The 13,028-nt window shown below is 67.1% G+C and carries 14 protein-coding genes; 8 read left to right on the top strand and 6 right to left on the bottom strand.

Going from position 1 to position 13,028, the window contains the following annotated elements:
* Positions 1 to 67 precede the first annotated feature (67 nt).
* On the top strand, positions 68 to 613 hold the full coding sequence (locus AOZ06_RS14125; protein WP_054289811.1) for a hypothetical protein: 546 nt from the start codon (positions 68 to 70) through the stop codon (positions 611 to 613).
* 45 nt (positions 614 to 658) lie between these two features.
* Here AOZ06_RS14125 and AOZ06_RS14120 read toward each other — a convergent pair whose 3' ends face one another.
* Both AOZ06_RS14120 and AOZ06_RS14115 read right to left on the bottom strand, forming a co-directional pair.
* A complete protein-coding gene (locus AOZ06_RS14120) occupies positions 659 to 934 on the bottom strand; it encodes a hypothetical protein (RefSeq protein WP_157233013.1) in 276 nt (91 codons plus the stop codon).
* Positions 925 to 1,158 carry a hypothetical protein gene (locus AOZ06_RS14115; RefSeq protein ID WP_157233012.1) on the bottom strand — a complete coding sequence of 78 codons (234 nt, stop codon included), beginning with the start codon at positions 1,156 to 1,158 and terminating at the stop codon, positions 925 to 927. Before AOZ06_RS14115 ends, AOZ06_RS14120 begins: the two co-directional genes overlap by 10 nt.
* Positions 1,159 to 1,298: 140 nt before the next feature.
* Between AOZ06_RS14115 and AOZ06_RS57750 the strand changes: the two genes are divergently transcribed.
* From AOZ06_RS57750 to AOZ06_RS14085, 6 genes are all read left to right on the top strand, one after another.
* Positions 1,299 to 2,168 carry a helix-turn-helix domain-containing protein gene (locus AOZ06_RS57750; protein ID WP_054289808.1) on the top strand — a complete coding sequence of 290 codons (870 nt, stop codon included), beginning with the start codon at positions 1,299 to 1,301 and terminating at the stop codon, positions 2,166 to 2,168.
* Positions 2,165 to 2,371 carry a DUF397 domain-containing protein gene (locus AOZ06_RS57745; protein ID WP_054289807.1) on the top strand — a complete coding sequence of 69 codons (207 nt, stop codon included), beginning with the start codon at positions 2,165 to 2,167 and terminating at the stop codon, positions 2,369 to 2,371. Before AOZ06_RS57750 ends, AOZ06_RS57745 begins: the two co-directional genes overlap by 4 nt.
* 89 nt (positions 2,372 to 2,460) lie before the next feature.
* Positions 2,461 to 2,913, top strand: coding sequence for a hypothetical protein (locus tag AOZ06_RS14100; protein ID WP_157233010.1), 453 nt, complete (start codon positions 2,461 to 2,463; stop codon positions 2,911 to 2,913).
* 3 nt (positions 2,914 to 2,916) lie between these two features.
* Positions 2,917 to 3,522 carry a DUF3558 domain-containing protein gene (locus AOZ06_RS14095; protein ID WP_083471678.1) on the top strand — a complete coding sequence of 202 codons (606 nt, stop codon included), beginning with the start codon at positions 2,917 to 2,919 and terminating at the stop codon, positions 3,520 to 3,522.
* 2 nt (positions 3,523 to 3,524) lie between these two features.
* Positions 3,525 to 4,706 (top strand): hypothetical protein, encoded by a 1,182-nt coding sequence (locus AOZ06_RS14090; protein WP_054289804.1) that lies wholly within the window; start codon positions 3,525 to 3,527, stop codon positions 4,704 to 4,706.
* Positions 4,707 to 4,711: 5 nt separating this feature from the next.
* Positions 4,712 to 5,479, top strand: coding sequence for an ESX secretion-associated protein EspG (locus AOZ06_RS14085; protein WP_335338392.1), 768 nt, complete (start codon positions 4,712 to 4,714; stop codon positions 5,477 to 5,479).
* A gap of 14 nt (positions 5,480 to 5,493) precedes the next feature.
* On the opposite strand, the gene AOZ06_RS14080 is transcribed toward AOZ06_RS14085, so the two are convergent.
* From AOZ06_RS14080 to miaB, 3 genes are all read right to left on the bottom strand, one after another.
* Positions 5,494 to 7,431 carry a M6 family metalloprotease domain-containing protein gene (locus AOZ06_RS14080; RefSeq protein WP_236952213.1) on the bottom strand — a complete coding sequence of 646 codons (1,938 nt, stop codon included), beginning with the start codon at positions 7,429 to 7,431 and terminating at the stop codon, positions 5,494 to 5,496.
* Between the two features lie 1,281 nt (positions 7,432 to 8,712).
* Positions 8,713 to 9,207: an Rv2732c family membrane protein gene (locus AOZ06_RS14075; protein ID WP_054289801.1), complete on the bottom strand. Its 495-nt coding sequence runs from the start codon at positions 9,205 to 9,207 to the stop codon at positions 8,713 to 8,715.
* Positions 9,204 to 10,685, bottom strand: coding sequence for a tRNA (N6-isopentenyl adenosine(37)-C2)-methylthiotransferase MiaB (gene miaB, locus AOZ06_RS14070; protein WP_083471675.1), 1,482 nt, complete (start codon positions 10,683 to 10,685; stop codon positions 9,204 to 9,206). The genes AOZ06_RS14075 and miaB overlap by 4 nt, the downstream gene beginning before the upstream one ends.
* A 39-nt stretch (positions 10,686 to 10,724) precedes the next feature.
* Between miaB and AOZ06_RS14065 the strand changes: the two genes are divergently transcribed.
* Positions 10,725 to 11,633 (top strand): TAXI family TRAP transporter solute-binding subunit, encoded by a 909-nt coding sequence (locus tag AOZ06_RS14065; protein WP_236952211.1) that lies wholly within the window; start codon positions 10,725 to 10,727, stop codon positions 11,631 to 11,633.
* Here the strand turns inward: AOZ06_RS14065 and AOZ06_RS14060 are convergent.
* Positions 11,630 to 13,027: a sensor histidine kinase gene (locus AOZ06_RS14060; protein WP_054289800.1), complete on the bottom strand. Its 1,398-nt coding sequence runs from the start codon at positions 13,025 to 13,027 to the stop codon at positions 11,630 to 11,632. The two genes, AOZ06_RS14065 and AOZ06_RS14060, sit on opposite strands and share 4 nt — an antisense overlap.
* Position 13,028: the final 1 nt, after the last annotated feature.

Below are 13,028 nucleotides of genomic sequence, written 5' to 3'. Positions count from 1 at the left end.
TCGGCCGGGCCGGACAGTCCGATGCGAGCATCCGAGGAGGCGGCCCGAAGCCGATGTTCTGGCGCAGTTGCGCGATCAGTTGACCGCTGCGGGTGCGCCTGCCGAGGACCTGGCGGCGTTCGACGATCCCGGTGGCGCCGAGCAGGTGATGAACCGGCTGGTCGAACTCGGGGCCATGCCCGCGCGACCAGACGAGGCCGTGGCCGGGATACTCGCCCAGTGGGCGTTCACGGCCCGGTCGGGCACCGACCCGCTTGACGTGGAACTGTTCGGCGTCGAGTTCGTCCACATGATGCGCGGCATGGTGTCCGACGCGGACGAACTGCCCGCGATGCTCACCGACCTCGCCACCCACGCGGAGCAGACCGCCGCCCCAGCGGCGTTGTCGCTGCTGCGGTCCCTGGCCCACCTGGGTCCTGCCGAGGCCCGTGACCAGCGGTCAGGGGCGCCGGCCGGATGGTCGCCGCCGGGCCATCCGCGAGGAGTTTCGAGGACCAGGCTGCCGCGCGCGGTCTGCCTTTCCACGAGTACCCACCACACACGGCGCTCCGGGAGGTCCTGGCCGACCCGGAACACGAGGACCACAAGCGCTCACTGGAGTGGTTCGGCCTGAACTCGGCGGACGACTCCGTTCCCGCGCGCTTCGACCTCGCCGAGGTCAACCGCCGCCTGTCCGGCCGGGAGTGACCCAACCGGACGTCCAGAGTGGATAGTCGATGCCGGGTTCCCTGTTCTCAAGCAGTTCCAGGCACCGCGAGCACAAACGGTAGCCGCCTGCCGCCACCTCGTCGTCGCTGATGTCACCGACGAGCAGGCAGCCGCAGATCGCGAATCCGGCTACCGGTCGTCCCGCAAGGGTTTCCCGGACATGCGCGCAATCAGGCTGAACCACGCCATGCCCCCAGAACACCGGAACACCGGCCGTCATGGACATGCGGCGCACTCCCGCTGTTCCCTCAATCGGCGCAACGCGTCATCTGCCTTGTCCCGCAGCGCTTCGACTGCCTCGGGCCCAAAGGTGATCTCGGCGACGGAGTTGCCGATCACAAGCGTGATGTCGTCCGCGTACAGCGGACTCACCAGGAATTTCACGTCGGTGTCCCGGCCGACGGTGAGGCCGATTGTGGTCAGCACGTCGGAACTCGATACCCAAGTCATCGATCACTCCTGTGTGGAACATGTTATTCGCAGGCCAAGTTAGGCACCACGAAAGGTAACGACAAGGTCGTTCACTCGATCGAGACAGGTAACCATGCCTTATCGTCGCGCCCGGAAACGCGACGAAAGGACGGACAGAAGTGCAGGTGACCTTCGGTCCTCAGGTGGCACGCAGAGTACTCCGGTACGAATTGGAGCGACTGTGCGCGCAAGCCGGAAAGACCCACTCCGAAGTCGGCGAACGACTGGGCACGTCTCGTGTGGCCTTCACGCACATGATCACCGGCCGGAATCTGCCATCCAAGCCCGCTCTGGAAATCCTGATGGGCTACTTCGGGAATCCGGATCACATCCCGAGAATGCTCGACCTGCTGGCGGTGGCGAAGCTGAAACCCGACCAGCAGAGTTCACTGCACCACGAGATCGAGACGTCGTCGTCGATGAACGACTTCGAACTGGCCGTCGGCCTTGAAGCGGTCGCCACCGGCATCGAGGTCTTCGAGCCGTTCGCGATCAACGGATTGCTCCAGACCGAGGCCTACGCCCGCGAGCTCATCTCCTACCACGCGTCGATCACCCATGGAGTTGACATCCAGAGAAGCATGGCTTTGCGGATGCGTCGGCAGAACGTCGTCACCCGCGACGAAAGCCCGGCCGAACTGTGGTGCGTTGCCGAGGAACAAGTGCTGCGACGACCAGTCGGCGGTCCCGCCGTGATGGTGGAGCAACTCGACCACCTGCTGGAAGTGACCAGGCGCCCCAACATCAACTTCCAGGTGATCCCCTGCGACATCGGCATCCATCCCGCGCTCAAGGGCGCGTTCGTACTACTCACGTTCGAAGACGACTGGCGAGTGGCCTACCAGGAGACCCGGCGGTCTGCGTACTACTACGACTCCCCCGCGGATGTGGAGGATTATGGAAAGATAATGAATCACCTTCGACATCTGGCACTCAATCCGAGGAAGTCAAGAGTGCTGATCAGCAAGATCAGGAAGGAGACCGCGTGATCGACAACTGGCGCAAAGCGAAAACCAGCGTGGACAACTCGACCTGCGTCGAGACTGGCTGGACGGACGACTTAGTAGGTTACCGAGACACGAAGCAAGCCTCATCATCCGATGACCAGCCAAAACTGTTGTTCAGCATGGGCGCAGCGCGTGCATTCCTCACCATGATCAAGTCCACCGATCGGGTGAACGGGAACCTTTGATCCACCATATGCGTCTCACGAACCGGCGGCAGTGAACCAATGAATCTTGGTACGCTCCCACGGTTGGCGACCATCATGGGGAGTGAGCGGTGGCTGAAGAATTGCGACCTGGGCAAACAGGTCCTGCGCAAGAGCAGATCGGCAGCGAGGTGGCAGAGGCGCAATTCGGCCAAGCCATCGCTGGCATGATCGGCAGCGAATACAACCACCAATCGGGTGGCGGCGGCGCGGGCGGCCACTATGAGTTCACCAGCCTCGCCGAACTCGACACCATCATCACCGAACTGAAAAGCGTGGCCGATGGCATTGCGCAGGATGGCAACAAACTGCACCGCACGGCGGAGGTGATCGCACCACCTGCTGCCGACATCATGAGTTCGCTGCAGACCGAGGCCACAGTCACGTCGATTGACGCAGCTCGACTGCACAACCAGCAGATGCTTGCCGCAGCAGAGGCGGAGATCGCGAAACTGCAAGCCGCCCGAACAGCGTATGCGCAGGTCGAAGACGACAACACCCAGAGCTTCCACGCGGGAGGCTGACCAGTGCGCGGATCACTGATATGGACATTGCTCGTCGTCGGCGCGATAGGCAGCGTGGTGGCGGGCTGCACAACCACAGTGGCGGGCACGCCCAACCCGGTGGCTGTCGCCAACACGAGCAGCGTGCCCAACGACTTTGGGGCACCTCGCGTGACCTCGCCGTTGGATGGCGCACCGTTCGTCGGCAGACCATGCGCTGTCCTCACGCCCGCCCAGCTTCAGGCCCTGAACCTCCTGTCAGGCAAATCTGACACCAACAGCGCGGTCGCCAGATTCGGTGCTCCTGGGTGTGACTGGGTGAACGGCGATACCCGAGAAGCTGTCGGAGCCGGGTTCCTGGTCGGCAACAAGAACGGGCTGGCCGACACCTACCGCGGCAAGGACAAGTGGGCAAGGGGGTATTTCGTCCCGACCGAGGTGGATGGCTACCCCGCCGTCTTCAACGATTCACCCGACCTCCGGTCACGGGGCACGTGCGGCATGACGGTCGGTATCTCCGACACGCTGGCGTTCAGTCTGCTTGTCCAGGGCAGGCGTGGCGAGAAGTCGTGTGACCAGGTCAAGCAGGTGGCGTCGTTGGTGATCCAGACGATCAAGTCAGGAGGCTGAGCATGTTCCTGTCCGGTCAGGAGATCTACGAGAACTTCACCAAAGGTCGTGGCCCGGCGGACTTGTTCGGCGGTGTGGACGCTCTCGCCGAGGTCGTGCGCACGTACGACCAGCGCTGCGACCAGATCAAGAGCCTGCTCGGCAAGATGGACACTGTCTGGAAGGGCGACGCTGCTGGTGCGGCACACCGTGGCGTCGGACCGTTGGCTGTCGAACACGCGCTTGCCGCTCCGGCGATGGACGGTATGCGAGACCTGGTGGACCGCCAGGCCGGATCGTTCGTCGATGCCAGGAACACCGTTGTCCCGGTGCCGCCCGCTCCGGAGAAGGTCGATCCCCTGGCGGCGTTTCTGAAGCCTGGCGATTTCGTCACCTATCAGCAGCAACTCAGCGACCACAACACGGCCGCCCAACGCAACGTGGACGTGATGCGTGGATACGAAGGCGCGTCGACCTACAACATGAACATGCCGAGGACGTACGGGTCGATCACCGCCGACCAGTCCGAGATCCGCGTCGCGCAGCCCGCTGCTCCCCCACCACCGCCTCCTTCAGGGCCTCCACGTCCGGGGGACCGTCCGAGTCCCCTGAAGCCGAGACAGGGCGTCTCGCGGCCACCTGCTGGCCACGTTGACGAGCGGCCCGGCGTCAGCGCACCAAGCGTTGACGCTCCAGCCGACAGGCCAGGCACCACCGGTCCCGCAACACCTCCGTCTCAGTCAGGCCCAGGGCCGGGAACGACACCTGGCGGACACAAGTCTCCGATTCCGCCGCCGGGGCTCGGGACGAGCACCGGCACCGGCACCGGAAGTGGGACAGGTGTCACCGGGTTATCCGACACCGCGAGTGGTGTCGGTGGCATCCCGGCTGCCGGTGTGGGCTCGCCTGGACGTGCCGGAATCCCCGGCGCGGCAACTGGTGTTCCTGGCAAAGACGGACCAGGTGGCAGACCGGGCGCAGGTGCGGTGAGTGGTCCTGGCGCCGCCGCCGAGGCAGCGGCTGCCCGGAACGTGCCGACAGGGCGAACCACGCCGGGCGGCATGCCCATGGGCGCGGTTCCCGCTGGGCGAAACCAGAACAAGGATGACGAGGAGCGTCAGCGGACGTCCTTCCTCGAAGAACCTGATCCTGAAGCGGTCTTCGGAACGGACGAGCCGACCGCGCCACCCGTGATCGGCGGCTGACCGCGGTGTTGTGGCCCCATCCGGTACGGGTGGCCTTGGACACGCTCACGAGAGTGGTCCGCATCGAGAAGATCGGTGAGCTGCCGGAAGTCCTGCTGGCGGCGGTCGGCTGGCAGCCGGAAGCCGACGACCGCGCACTGGACAAACAGGCGCGCGACGAATGCGCCCGGCTCGGGTGGCTTGATCACCGCGGCCACCTGGACGTCGACGTGGCTTCGGCGTTGCGGGTGCTCTGCCTGGCCAGCACCGAGGTCTACGGCTGGATCACGGTCGGCCGGACCACGACAGGTGTGCTGGCCTGTTCGAACGGACGGCAAGCGCTGCTCGCCATCCGGCACGAGCCCTGGGTGTCGCTGTGCTCGATCAAGCCCGGAGCACTCACGCGCTCAGCCATCGCCCAGGCGCCGGATGTCCCCACCGGGCCAGGAAAACCCATCCAGGTCAGGCGGTCCGACGCACTGGCGTTCGACGGCGGCCGGCCACACGCCCACGGCGGAGTGGCCGTGCGACCGGTCCCGCTGGAGGTGCGGAGGCTGACGCGGATCGCAGACCTCCAGCGAACCGGCGCGGGCGAGTTCCACGTGGCTGTCCGGGATGCGATCGGCCGACGACGGTCGAGTGCAGACCCGGTTGGCTACGTGGACACGGTGGCGGGCCGCTATGTCACGGTCACCGCCACCGTTGACGGTGAGGCCGCGATGCTACTCGCACCGACCAGTCATCGCGACCTCGTCACACGCCTGGACAACACGCTCAGCTCACTGACCACATGAAACAGTGAGCGCCGTCACCGATGCAGCGGCGGAATCGTGTTCAGCACGCTCAGCTGGCACTTGGCCGTACTGGTCGCGCTGGGGTTGCTCTCCGACTTGGCCGTGAGAGTCACCGTCGCGGCAGGCATGCCGCCCGTACCACGGACCGCGTTGACGGGAACGTTCACGGTCGTGCCGGCCTTGGCCGTGACGACCTCCGACGGCAACTGGACGCTCCAGCCGTTGCCGGCCACCGTTGCCGACAGGCGGTAGACGTCAGAGTCCACGTAGGCTTTGACGTCCTCCGGGTGCCCGTTGGTGAAGGGCTTGACCTGGCCGGTGTTGCGCAACGGGAACTGGCACGTGGCCACTTCCGCGGGCACGCGACCGACGGGGTTGCCCTGGCCGACGGAGACACCGCGCAGGTGCGGCCCCTGGCCGTCCAGTGACCGCACGGCCAGCTTGTAGCTCAGCACTCCCTTGGCATCGCGGACGATGTCGATGATGTAGAAGTGCAACCGGTTGGCTGTGTCGACGTACTCGTACTTCGTGCCCGATCCGGTTCCGGCGTGGAACAACGCGTCCGACAGCTGACGGTAGTCGCCGATGGTCTGGTACTGCTTCGTCCCGTCCGGACGGACGAAGTCGACAGTCCGGATGTCCTCCGGGTGTGAGTCGACGACCCACACGAACGGGGTCGCGTCGGCGTTCTTGGTCTTCGACAGCAACACGCCGGAGTCGGGGGTGAACGAGTCGTAACCGACCCGGTCGACCACCTCGACGGTGTAGTTGTTGAAGCTTCCGCCGTCGCACAACGGATCCGTCGACGTGTTGCACGTCGGCGAGTTGTCCCGATTCATCGTGATGTTGGCGCCTGTCAGCCCCGCACGACCCACCGGCCCCATCGGGACAGCACGCGCGGTCACGTTCATCACGACAACACCCGAGGTGGCAAGGGCTTCTCGTGACAGCCGCAGGATGTTGGCCTCGTCGACGATGTTCAGCTTCATCTTGTCGCGCAACGTGTGCTGCACACCCGCGGCACCGCCTTGCGTCGCGGGAATGTGGTAGCGCGTGTGCGGACCGCCAGGACCGTTGAACGTGCCACGGTCAAGCATGCTCCACGGACCGGCACCGGCACGGCGTTGCGGTGTGCCGTAAGGGTTGTTGTAGTTGTCGGCGATGCCGAAAACGTGGCTGAGCTCGTGCGAGAACGTGCCGAGTCCGGAGCTCTCGGCCTGGGTCGTACTCTTGCCCGAGGCGTTCGGCCAGTGGTTCGCCGCCGCCTGCCATGACGTCCACGGTACGTAACGGGTCTTGGCACAGCGCGGTTTCGACGGATCCGGCCCACCGAACTCGGCCGGGATCGACTCGCAGGTGGCGAACTTCATCTCGCCGAACTCCTGCCACGTCGAGGATTCATCGTTGCCCGCGGTCTGGTAGAAGATCACGTCGTACTTGCCCTCGATGTCCGAGCCCTGCTCGGTACGCCACGCACCACCCAGGTCGGTGCGCAGGTTGCGGTTGCAGCGGTCACCCGTGGGGCAACTGCCGGCAGCCTGGTCCCACTCGTTGAAGCCGTATTCGTGCTTCTTGCCCGGCAACCGGTACACGCCGAACGAGTCGAGCGTGACGCCGATGCGGCCGTTGGACACCTCCATCCAGTAGCCGTGCATCGTCAGGCCGTGGTTGATCTCCTGCGGCTTGTTCAGGAAGTCCCGGTAGAACCCGGCCACCTGCTTCGGGTCCAGCTTGAGGTCCGAGCGCGGGTTGGCGTAGATGTCGCTGCCGCGGGGACGGGTGATGGCGAACTGCTCGTTGGGGTAGTCACCGAGCACGAGCGCGGCCTTGATCGTGCGCACCGAACCCTTGCGGGCGGGGTCGGACCAGTCGATGTCGGGGACCTTGCGCAGGTCCTGCCACGTCATCGCGTCCGGGTTCTCCCAGTTCTGCGGGTCGATCGGGGCCAGCACCTGCGCTTTGGTCGGCCACGGTCTGCCAGGGGCGGCGTAAGCGGGCCCCGAAGCGAGGGTGAGCCCTAACCCGGTGACAACCATTAACGAAAGCAAACGACGGCCAGGTGGGGACATGGCGTTCCTTCCGGAAGGAAGAGGCGGAAAAGCCTGTCCCGCGAGGGTATGAGCGCCCGGTGAGATCGATCAATCGGCCGAAAGTCGGCCGTTGCCAGCGCTGATCAGTCCGACCACGCCCGGCCTGGCTGACCGTCCCGGCAAGTCGGGTCAGTCAAAGAGTCCAACCACGACGTGGCCGTGGCACCTTCGTCAAATCTCGCTATCGACGGCCCCCTTTGACCAGCTGCTACCCCGATCGGCTTTTCGTGGTTCCTGACCAGGGAGCTGCGGTCGCCAGGTCCGGCATGACTGACGCCCCAGTCGAGTGCATGGTCCGGGTGTCGCCGGGCTCTGGACGTCGGCGAAGGCGACCGTCACGCTGTCGGCCTGGACTCGCTGGACAACGGCTGCACGACCGGCTCTCTCCCTCCCCCTCAGCGAACCCGACTCCGGCCGCTTTTCGACAAGGTCGCCACACGTACGACTGCTGGGCGTCTTCAATCAGCCCGTCACCATCGGAGCGCTGTGGGCGCCCGGCCCCACATCCGCAGTCTGCTCACCGGCATTCACTCCGCCCTGAACGCGCGACCGGCCCGCAGGCTGGTCATCTCACGGTGCTGGAGATCCCGCCCCGCCCCTCGCCCTCGCCTTGCCCCTCGCCCTCGCCCCGCGGCCCGACCGGCACCTGGCGCGGCCGACCGTCCCGGCAAGTCGGGTCAAGCAATGAGCCCAACCACGACGTGGCCGTGGCACCTTCGTCAAATCTCGCTATCCACAACCGGCCGGTAACCCCCTTGACCAGCCGTTACCCCGTTAGACTGGAGCAGGGACGCCCCCCGGGTTGGGTGGGGGACTGTGTGTATAGGTGCTAAGGCGCTTTACGGGGTTCAGTTGTGGTCCTGGCGGTGTCCTTGCACGAACAAGCGGATCCCTCGCCGGGCGGCAGACCTCGGGGCAGGAGCCGGGGTGGGTGTTCTTCCTGCCGGATGCTTGAACTTCTCGGTGAGTGTTCTTAGTGGGCGTGGGTGCTCCCGCCCGAACCACACCCCTGCGTTTGCACGCGCGCCGCTGTGGCTGGCTATCGCTCAGGCTTTTCGGCTGGTTCCGCGCTTGCGCGTTCGCCGCTCGGGGCTGCTGTCGCTGCAGGTGCGCTCGTTGACGCACCTCGGCCGCGTTTCCCGCTCAGTCCCGGGAAGCTGAGGCTTCCTCGGGTTCCGGCAGGTCGGGCCGGGACCACGCGGTGCGGAACCAGCACGTGGCGATCACGATCATCGCCACTCCGGCGATGACGAGGCCGATGCCTGGCGACGCGTCCGGCGTCGACTGCCGTGACCAGATCGCCAGCATGCCGTCGACTGTGGCGAACCAGCCGCCGATCGCGCACACCCACGTCAACGCCCACAGCCGTGTCATCAGCGCCAGCATCGACGCCAGCACGCCGAAGCCCGCCGAGGTCGCGGCGAACAGGCGGGGCACCACGCCTGCCTTGCCCTCCACGTGGCCCAGCAGCACCTGCCAGCCGTTCGCGCCGTCGATCCACGGCAGCAGCAGGCCGACCAGCAGCACGAGCACCGCGGCCGAGATCACTATCGCCCGCGCGCCCAGGTCGACCGTGCGAATCGCCTTGCGCTCCACCGCGTTGATCTGGTCGCGCAGGTGGTGGTCGACGTCCGTCATCGGACCGCACATCCTTCTTCGCTTGTCGCCATGACCGGCGGTGCACCGAAGCCGGGCAGCCCGAGGCTGATCCCGTTGGTCTTCGGCCGCAGTCCGGCCTCGGAGTTGTCACCCGCGCGGGTTCGCCTGTGGCTGACCAGGGGACCGTCGGCGACGAGGTGGTGCGGGGCTCCGTACGTCACCGTCGCCTCGACCACGTCACCCGGTCGTGGGTTCGCGTCACCCGGTGTGAAGTGCACGAGCCTGCCGTCCCGCGCCCGGCCGCTCATCCGGCGCGTGTCGGCGTCCTTGCGGCCTTCTCCGGTGGACACGAGGACCTCGAGTGTCTTGCCGACGAGTTCCTTGTTCAGCTCCCAGGAGATCTCCTCCTGCAACGCCACCAGCCGGTCGTAGCGCTCCTGGACGACCTGCTTGGGCACCTGGGCGTCCATCTCGGCCGCGGGCGTGCCGGGGCGCTTGGAGTACTGGAACGTGAACGCGCCCATGAACCGCGCTTGGCGGACCACGTCGAGCGTGCCCTGGAAGTCCTCCTCGGTCTCACCGGGGAAGCCGACGATGATGTCGGTGGTCAGTGCCGCGTCGGGCATGGCCGCGCGGACCTTCTCGATGATGCCGAGGTAGCGCTCGGAGCGGTACGAGCGGCGCATCGCCTTGAGCACCCGGTCCGAGCCGGACTGCAGCGGCATGTGCAGCTGGTGGCAGACGTTCGGTGTCTCGGCCATGGCGGCGATCACGTCGTCGGTGAAGTCCTTCGGGTGCGGCGAGGTGAACCGGACCCGCTCCAGGCCGTCGATGCCGCCGGTGGCCCGCAGCAGCTTGCCGAACGCCAGCCGGTCGCCGAATTCCACACCGTACGAGTTGACGTTCTGCCCGAGCAGCGTCACCTCGAGCACGCCCTCGTCCACGAGCGCCTGCACCTCGGCGAGCACCTCGCCGGGGCGGCGGTCCTTCTCCTTGCCGCGCAACGACGGCACGATGCAGAACGTGCACGTGTTGTTGCAGCCGACCGAGATCGACACCCACCCCGAGTACGCGGAGTCGCGCCGGGCGGGCAGTGACGACGGGAAGACCTCCAGCGCCTCGAGGATCTCGACCTGCGCCTCGTCGTTGTGCCGGGCGCGCTCCAGCAGCGTCGGCAGCGAGCCGATGTTGTGCGTGCCGAACACCACGTCCACCCAGGGCGCGCGTTTGACGATCTCGCCCTTGTCCTTCTGCGCCAGGCAGCCGCCGACGGCGATCTGCATGCCCGGGTGCGCCTTCTTCTTCGGCAGCAGGTGCCCGAGGTTGCCGTAGAGCTTGTTGTCCGCGTTCTCCCGGACCGCGCACGTGTTGAGGACCATCAGGTCGGGCGTCTGGTCACCGGACGCGGCCGTGTAACCGGCCTCCTCGAGCAAACCGGCCAGCCGTTCGGAGTCGTGCACGTTCATCTGGCAGCCGAACGTGCGCACCTCATATGTCCTCGAAACGCCACTGCTCACTCGAACAGGGTAGACCGGGCGTCTGGCACCATCGTGTCTGTGTCCCGGAAGCTCATCACGCTGCTGGCGGTCCTGCTGGTCCTGACCGGCTGCACCAGCGTGACCGGTGACCTCAAGCTGACGATCGCGACCGGCTTTCCCGGCGGCGTGTACAACAAGCTCGGCAACGCGCTGGCCACGGAGTGGGCCAGGCAGATGGGCATGCCGAGGCCCACTGTCCTGCCGTCGGAGGGGTCGCCGGACAACATCAACAGGCTGACGAACGGCCAGGCTGACATCGCGTTCAGCGCGGCCGACGCGGCCAGCGACAGCCGCAACGAGCGGTTCAGCGCGCTCGCGCGCGTCTACGACGACTACCTGCACATCGTCGTCCGCGCGGACGACCCGATCAGGACCATCGGCGACCTGACCGGCAAACGGGTCGCGATCGGCGCGGCGAACTCGGGCGTGAAGAAGATCGCCGACCGGGTGCTCGACATCACCGGTGTGGTGGCCGAGCGGCGCGAGCTGGGCCTGCAGGCGTCGGCCGACGCGCTGCGCAACCGCCAGATCGACGCCTTCTTCTGGTCAGGTGGCCTGCCGACCGACGAGATCGCGCAGCTCAGCAAGGGCGAGCGGATCCGGCTGCTCGACATGAACGAGCTGATGAGCACGATCCGCAAGCGGTTCCGCTACTACGGCACCGCGACCATCCCGCTGTCGATGTACGGGCTGGCCAACACCGTCCCGGTGACGACGTTGACCGTGCCGAACCTGCTGATGGTCACCGACAGGCTGTCCACGGACGCGGCCAAGGCCCTCACCCAGGGCATCTTCGTGGCCCAGAAGGAGCTGGCCGCCGCGACCAGGGCGGCGAACTCGATCGACATCCGCTCGGCCGTGGAGACCCAGCCGGTCCCGCTGCACCCGGGCGCCCGCGAGTTCTACCGCGACGAGAAGAACATCTAGCAACGGTCCGCGGCGGGCAGTTCGAGCACGACCCGCAGGCCGCCGCCGTCGGGCAGTTCGAGGCGCACGCCGCCGCCCGCCCGTTCCGCCAGCCGCCTGGTGATCGCGAGGCCGAGACCGGAGCCGGTGACGTTCTGGTGCGCCGAGCTGCGCCAGAACCGGTCCGTCGCCCGCTCCAGTTCCTCCGGCCGCAGCCCCGGCCCGTGGTCACGGACCGAGATGGACACCCGGCCGTCGGCTTCCGCGATGTCCACCTCGACCGCCGAGCCTTCCGCGGTGAACTTCAAAGCGTTGTCCAGCAAAGCGTCCAGCATCGCCTCGACACTGCGCGGCGGCGCGCCCGCGTGCACGCGGTCGGCCGACGTGGTCAGTTCCAGCCGGACCGAGCGGAAGTCGGCGACCGCCTCCCAGTCGGTCAGCCGCGTCGCCACCGTCGCGACCACGTCGACCGGGACGAGCTCGCCGCCCATCCCCTCCGCGCGGGCCATCGCCAGCAGGTCGTCGACGATCTGGCCGAGCCGGTCGGTCTCCGCCATCGCCGCGACGTGGTGCTCGGCCTCGTCCTCGTCGACGTGACCTTCCAAATTGCTCAGTCGCAGCCGCAAAGCGGTCAACGGGTTGCGCAGCTGGTGTGAGGCGTCGGCGACGAAAGCCCGTTGCGCGGCAAGGGTGTCGCTGACGCTCGCGGCCATCTGGTCGAAGGACCGGCTCAGGTGCCGCAGTTCGGCGGGCCCGTGCCCGTCGTCGACCGGTGGCACCTCGCGGCCGCTCATCACGGCGGCCACCAGCGACCCGGTCGCCTGGTCCAGCCGCCGCACCGGCCGCAGCGTCCACCCGACGAGCGGCAACGCGACCAGGACCGCGAGGCCCAGCGCCAGCGCGCCGCCGACCAGGATCACCGCCCACCAGAACGCCACCCGCCCACGGGCCGGGCCGGTCGGCGAACGCGTGATCACCGCGCCCTGGACCTCGCCGTCGACCAGCACCGGTTCGGCGATCACGAGCGGCGCGGTGTTCCACGGCAGCAGCAGCGACGCCGGTTCGGGGTGCTTGCCGCTCAACGCGTCGTCCAGCGCCTGCGTGACGTCAGCGGCCTGGAACGGCGCCTGCTGGCCGAGGACCGACGTCGCCACGGCGACCCGGTCGCGGTTGAACACCACCGCGTCGATGTCGTAGGTGACGTGGAAGCTGACCAGCTCGTCCTGGAGCGCCTCCGCCTCCTGGTCGAGCAGTGGGCGCTGCGCCAGCGAGGCGTACCGGCTGGTGTCGGTGAGCCGGTCGAGGAACAGGTCCTGTTGTTCGCGCTGCGCCACGCTCAGCGCGAGCGGCACGCCGAGGCCGACGACCAGCAGCGCCACCAGCGCCAGCACGATCCCGAGCAACCGGACGCGCATC

Origin of the sequence: Kibdelosporangium phytohabitans (assembly GCF_001302585.1) — a bacterium.
Lineage (GTDB): Bacteria > Actinomycetota > Actinomycetes > Mycobacteriales > Pseudonocardiaceae > Kibdelosporangium > Kibdelosporangium phytohabitans.
Note: the sequence above shows the minus strand (reverse complement) of the source record. Positions and strands in the feature narration are given on the sequence as shown.

Coding starts and splice junctions, on each gene's coding strand:
- AOZ06_RS14120 (WP_157233013.1), bottom strand. CDS start 934: ATGTCCATGACGGCCGGTGTTCCGGTGTTCTGGGGGCATGGCGTGGTT.
- AOZ06_RS14115 (WP_157233012.1), bottom strand. CDS start 1,158: ATGACTTGGGTATCGAGTTCCGACGTGCTGACCACAATCGGCCTCACC.
- AOZ06_RS14090 (WP_054289804.1), top strand. CDS start 3,525: ATGTTCCTGTCCGGTCAGGAGATCTACGAGAACTTCACCAAAGGTCGT.
- AOZ06_RS14075 (WP_054289801.1), bottom strand. CDS start 9,207: ATGACGGACGTCGACCACCACCTGCGCGACCAGATCAACGCGGTGGAG.
- AOZ06_RS14060 (WP_054289800.1), bottom strand. CDS start 13,027: ATGCGCGTCCGGTTGCTCGGGATCGTGCTGGCGCTGGTGGCGCTGCTG.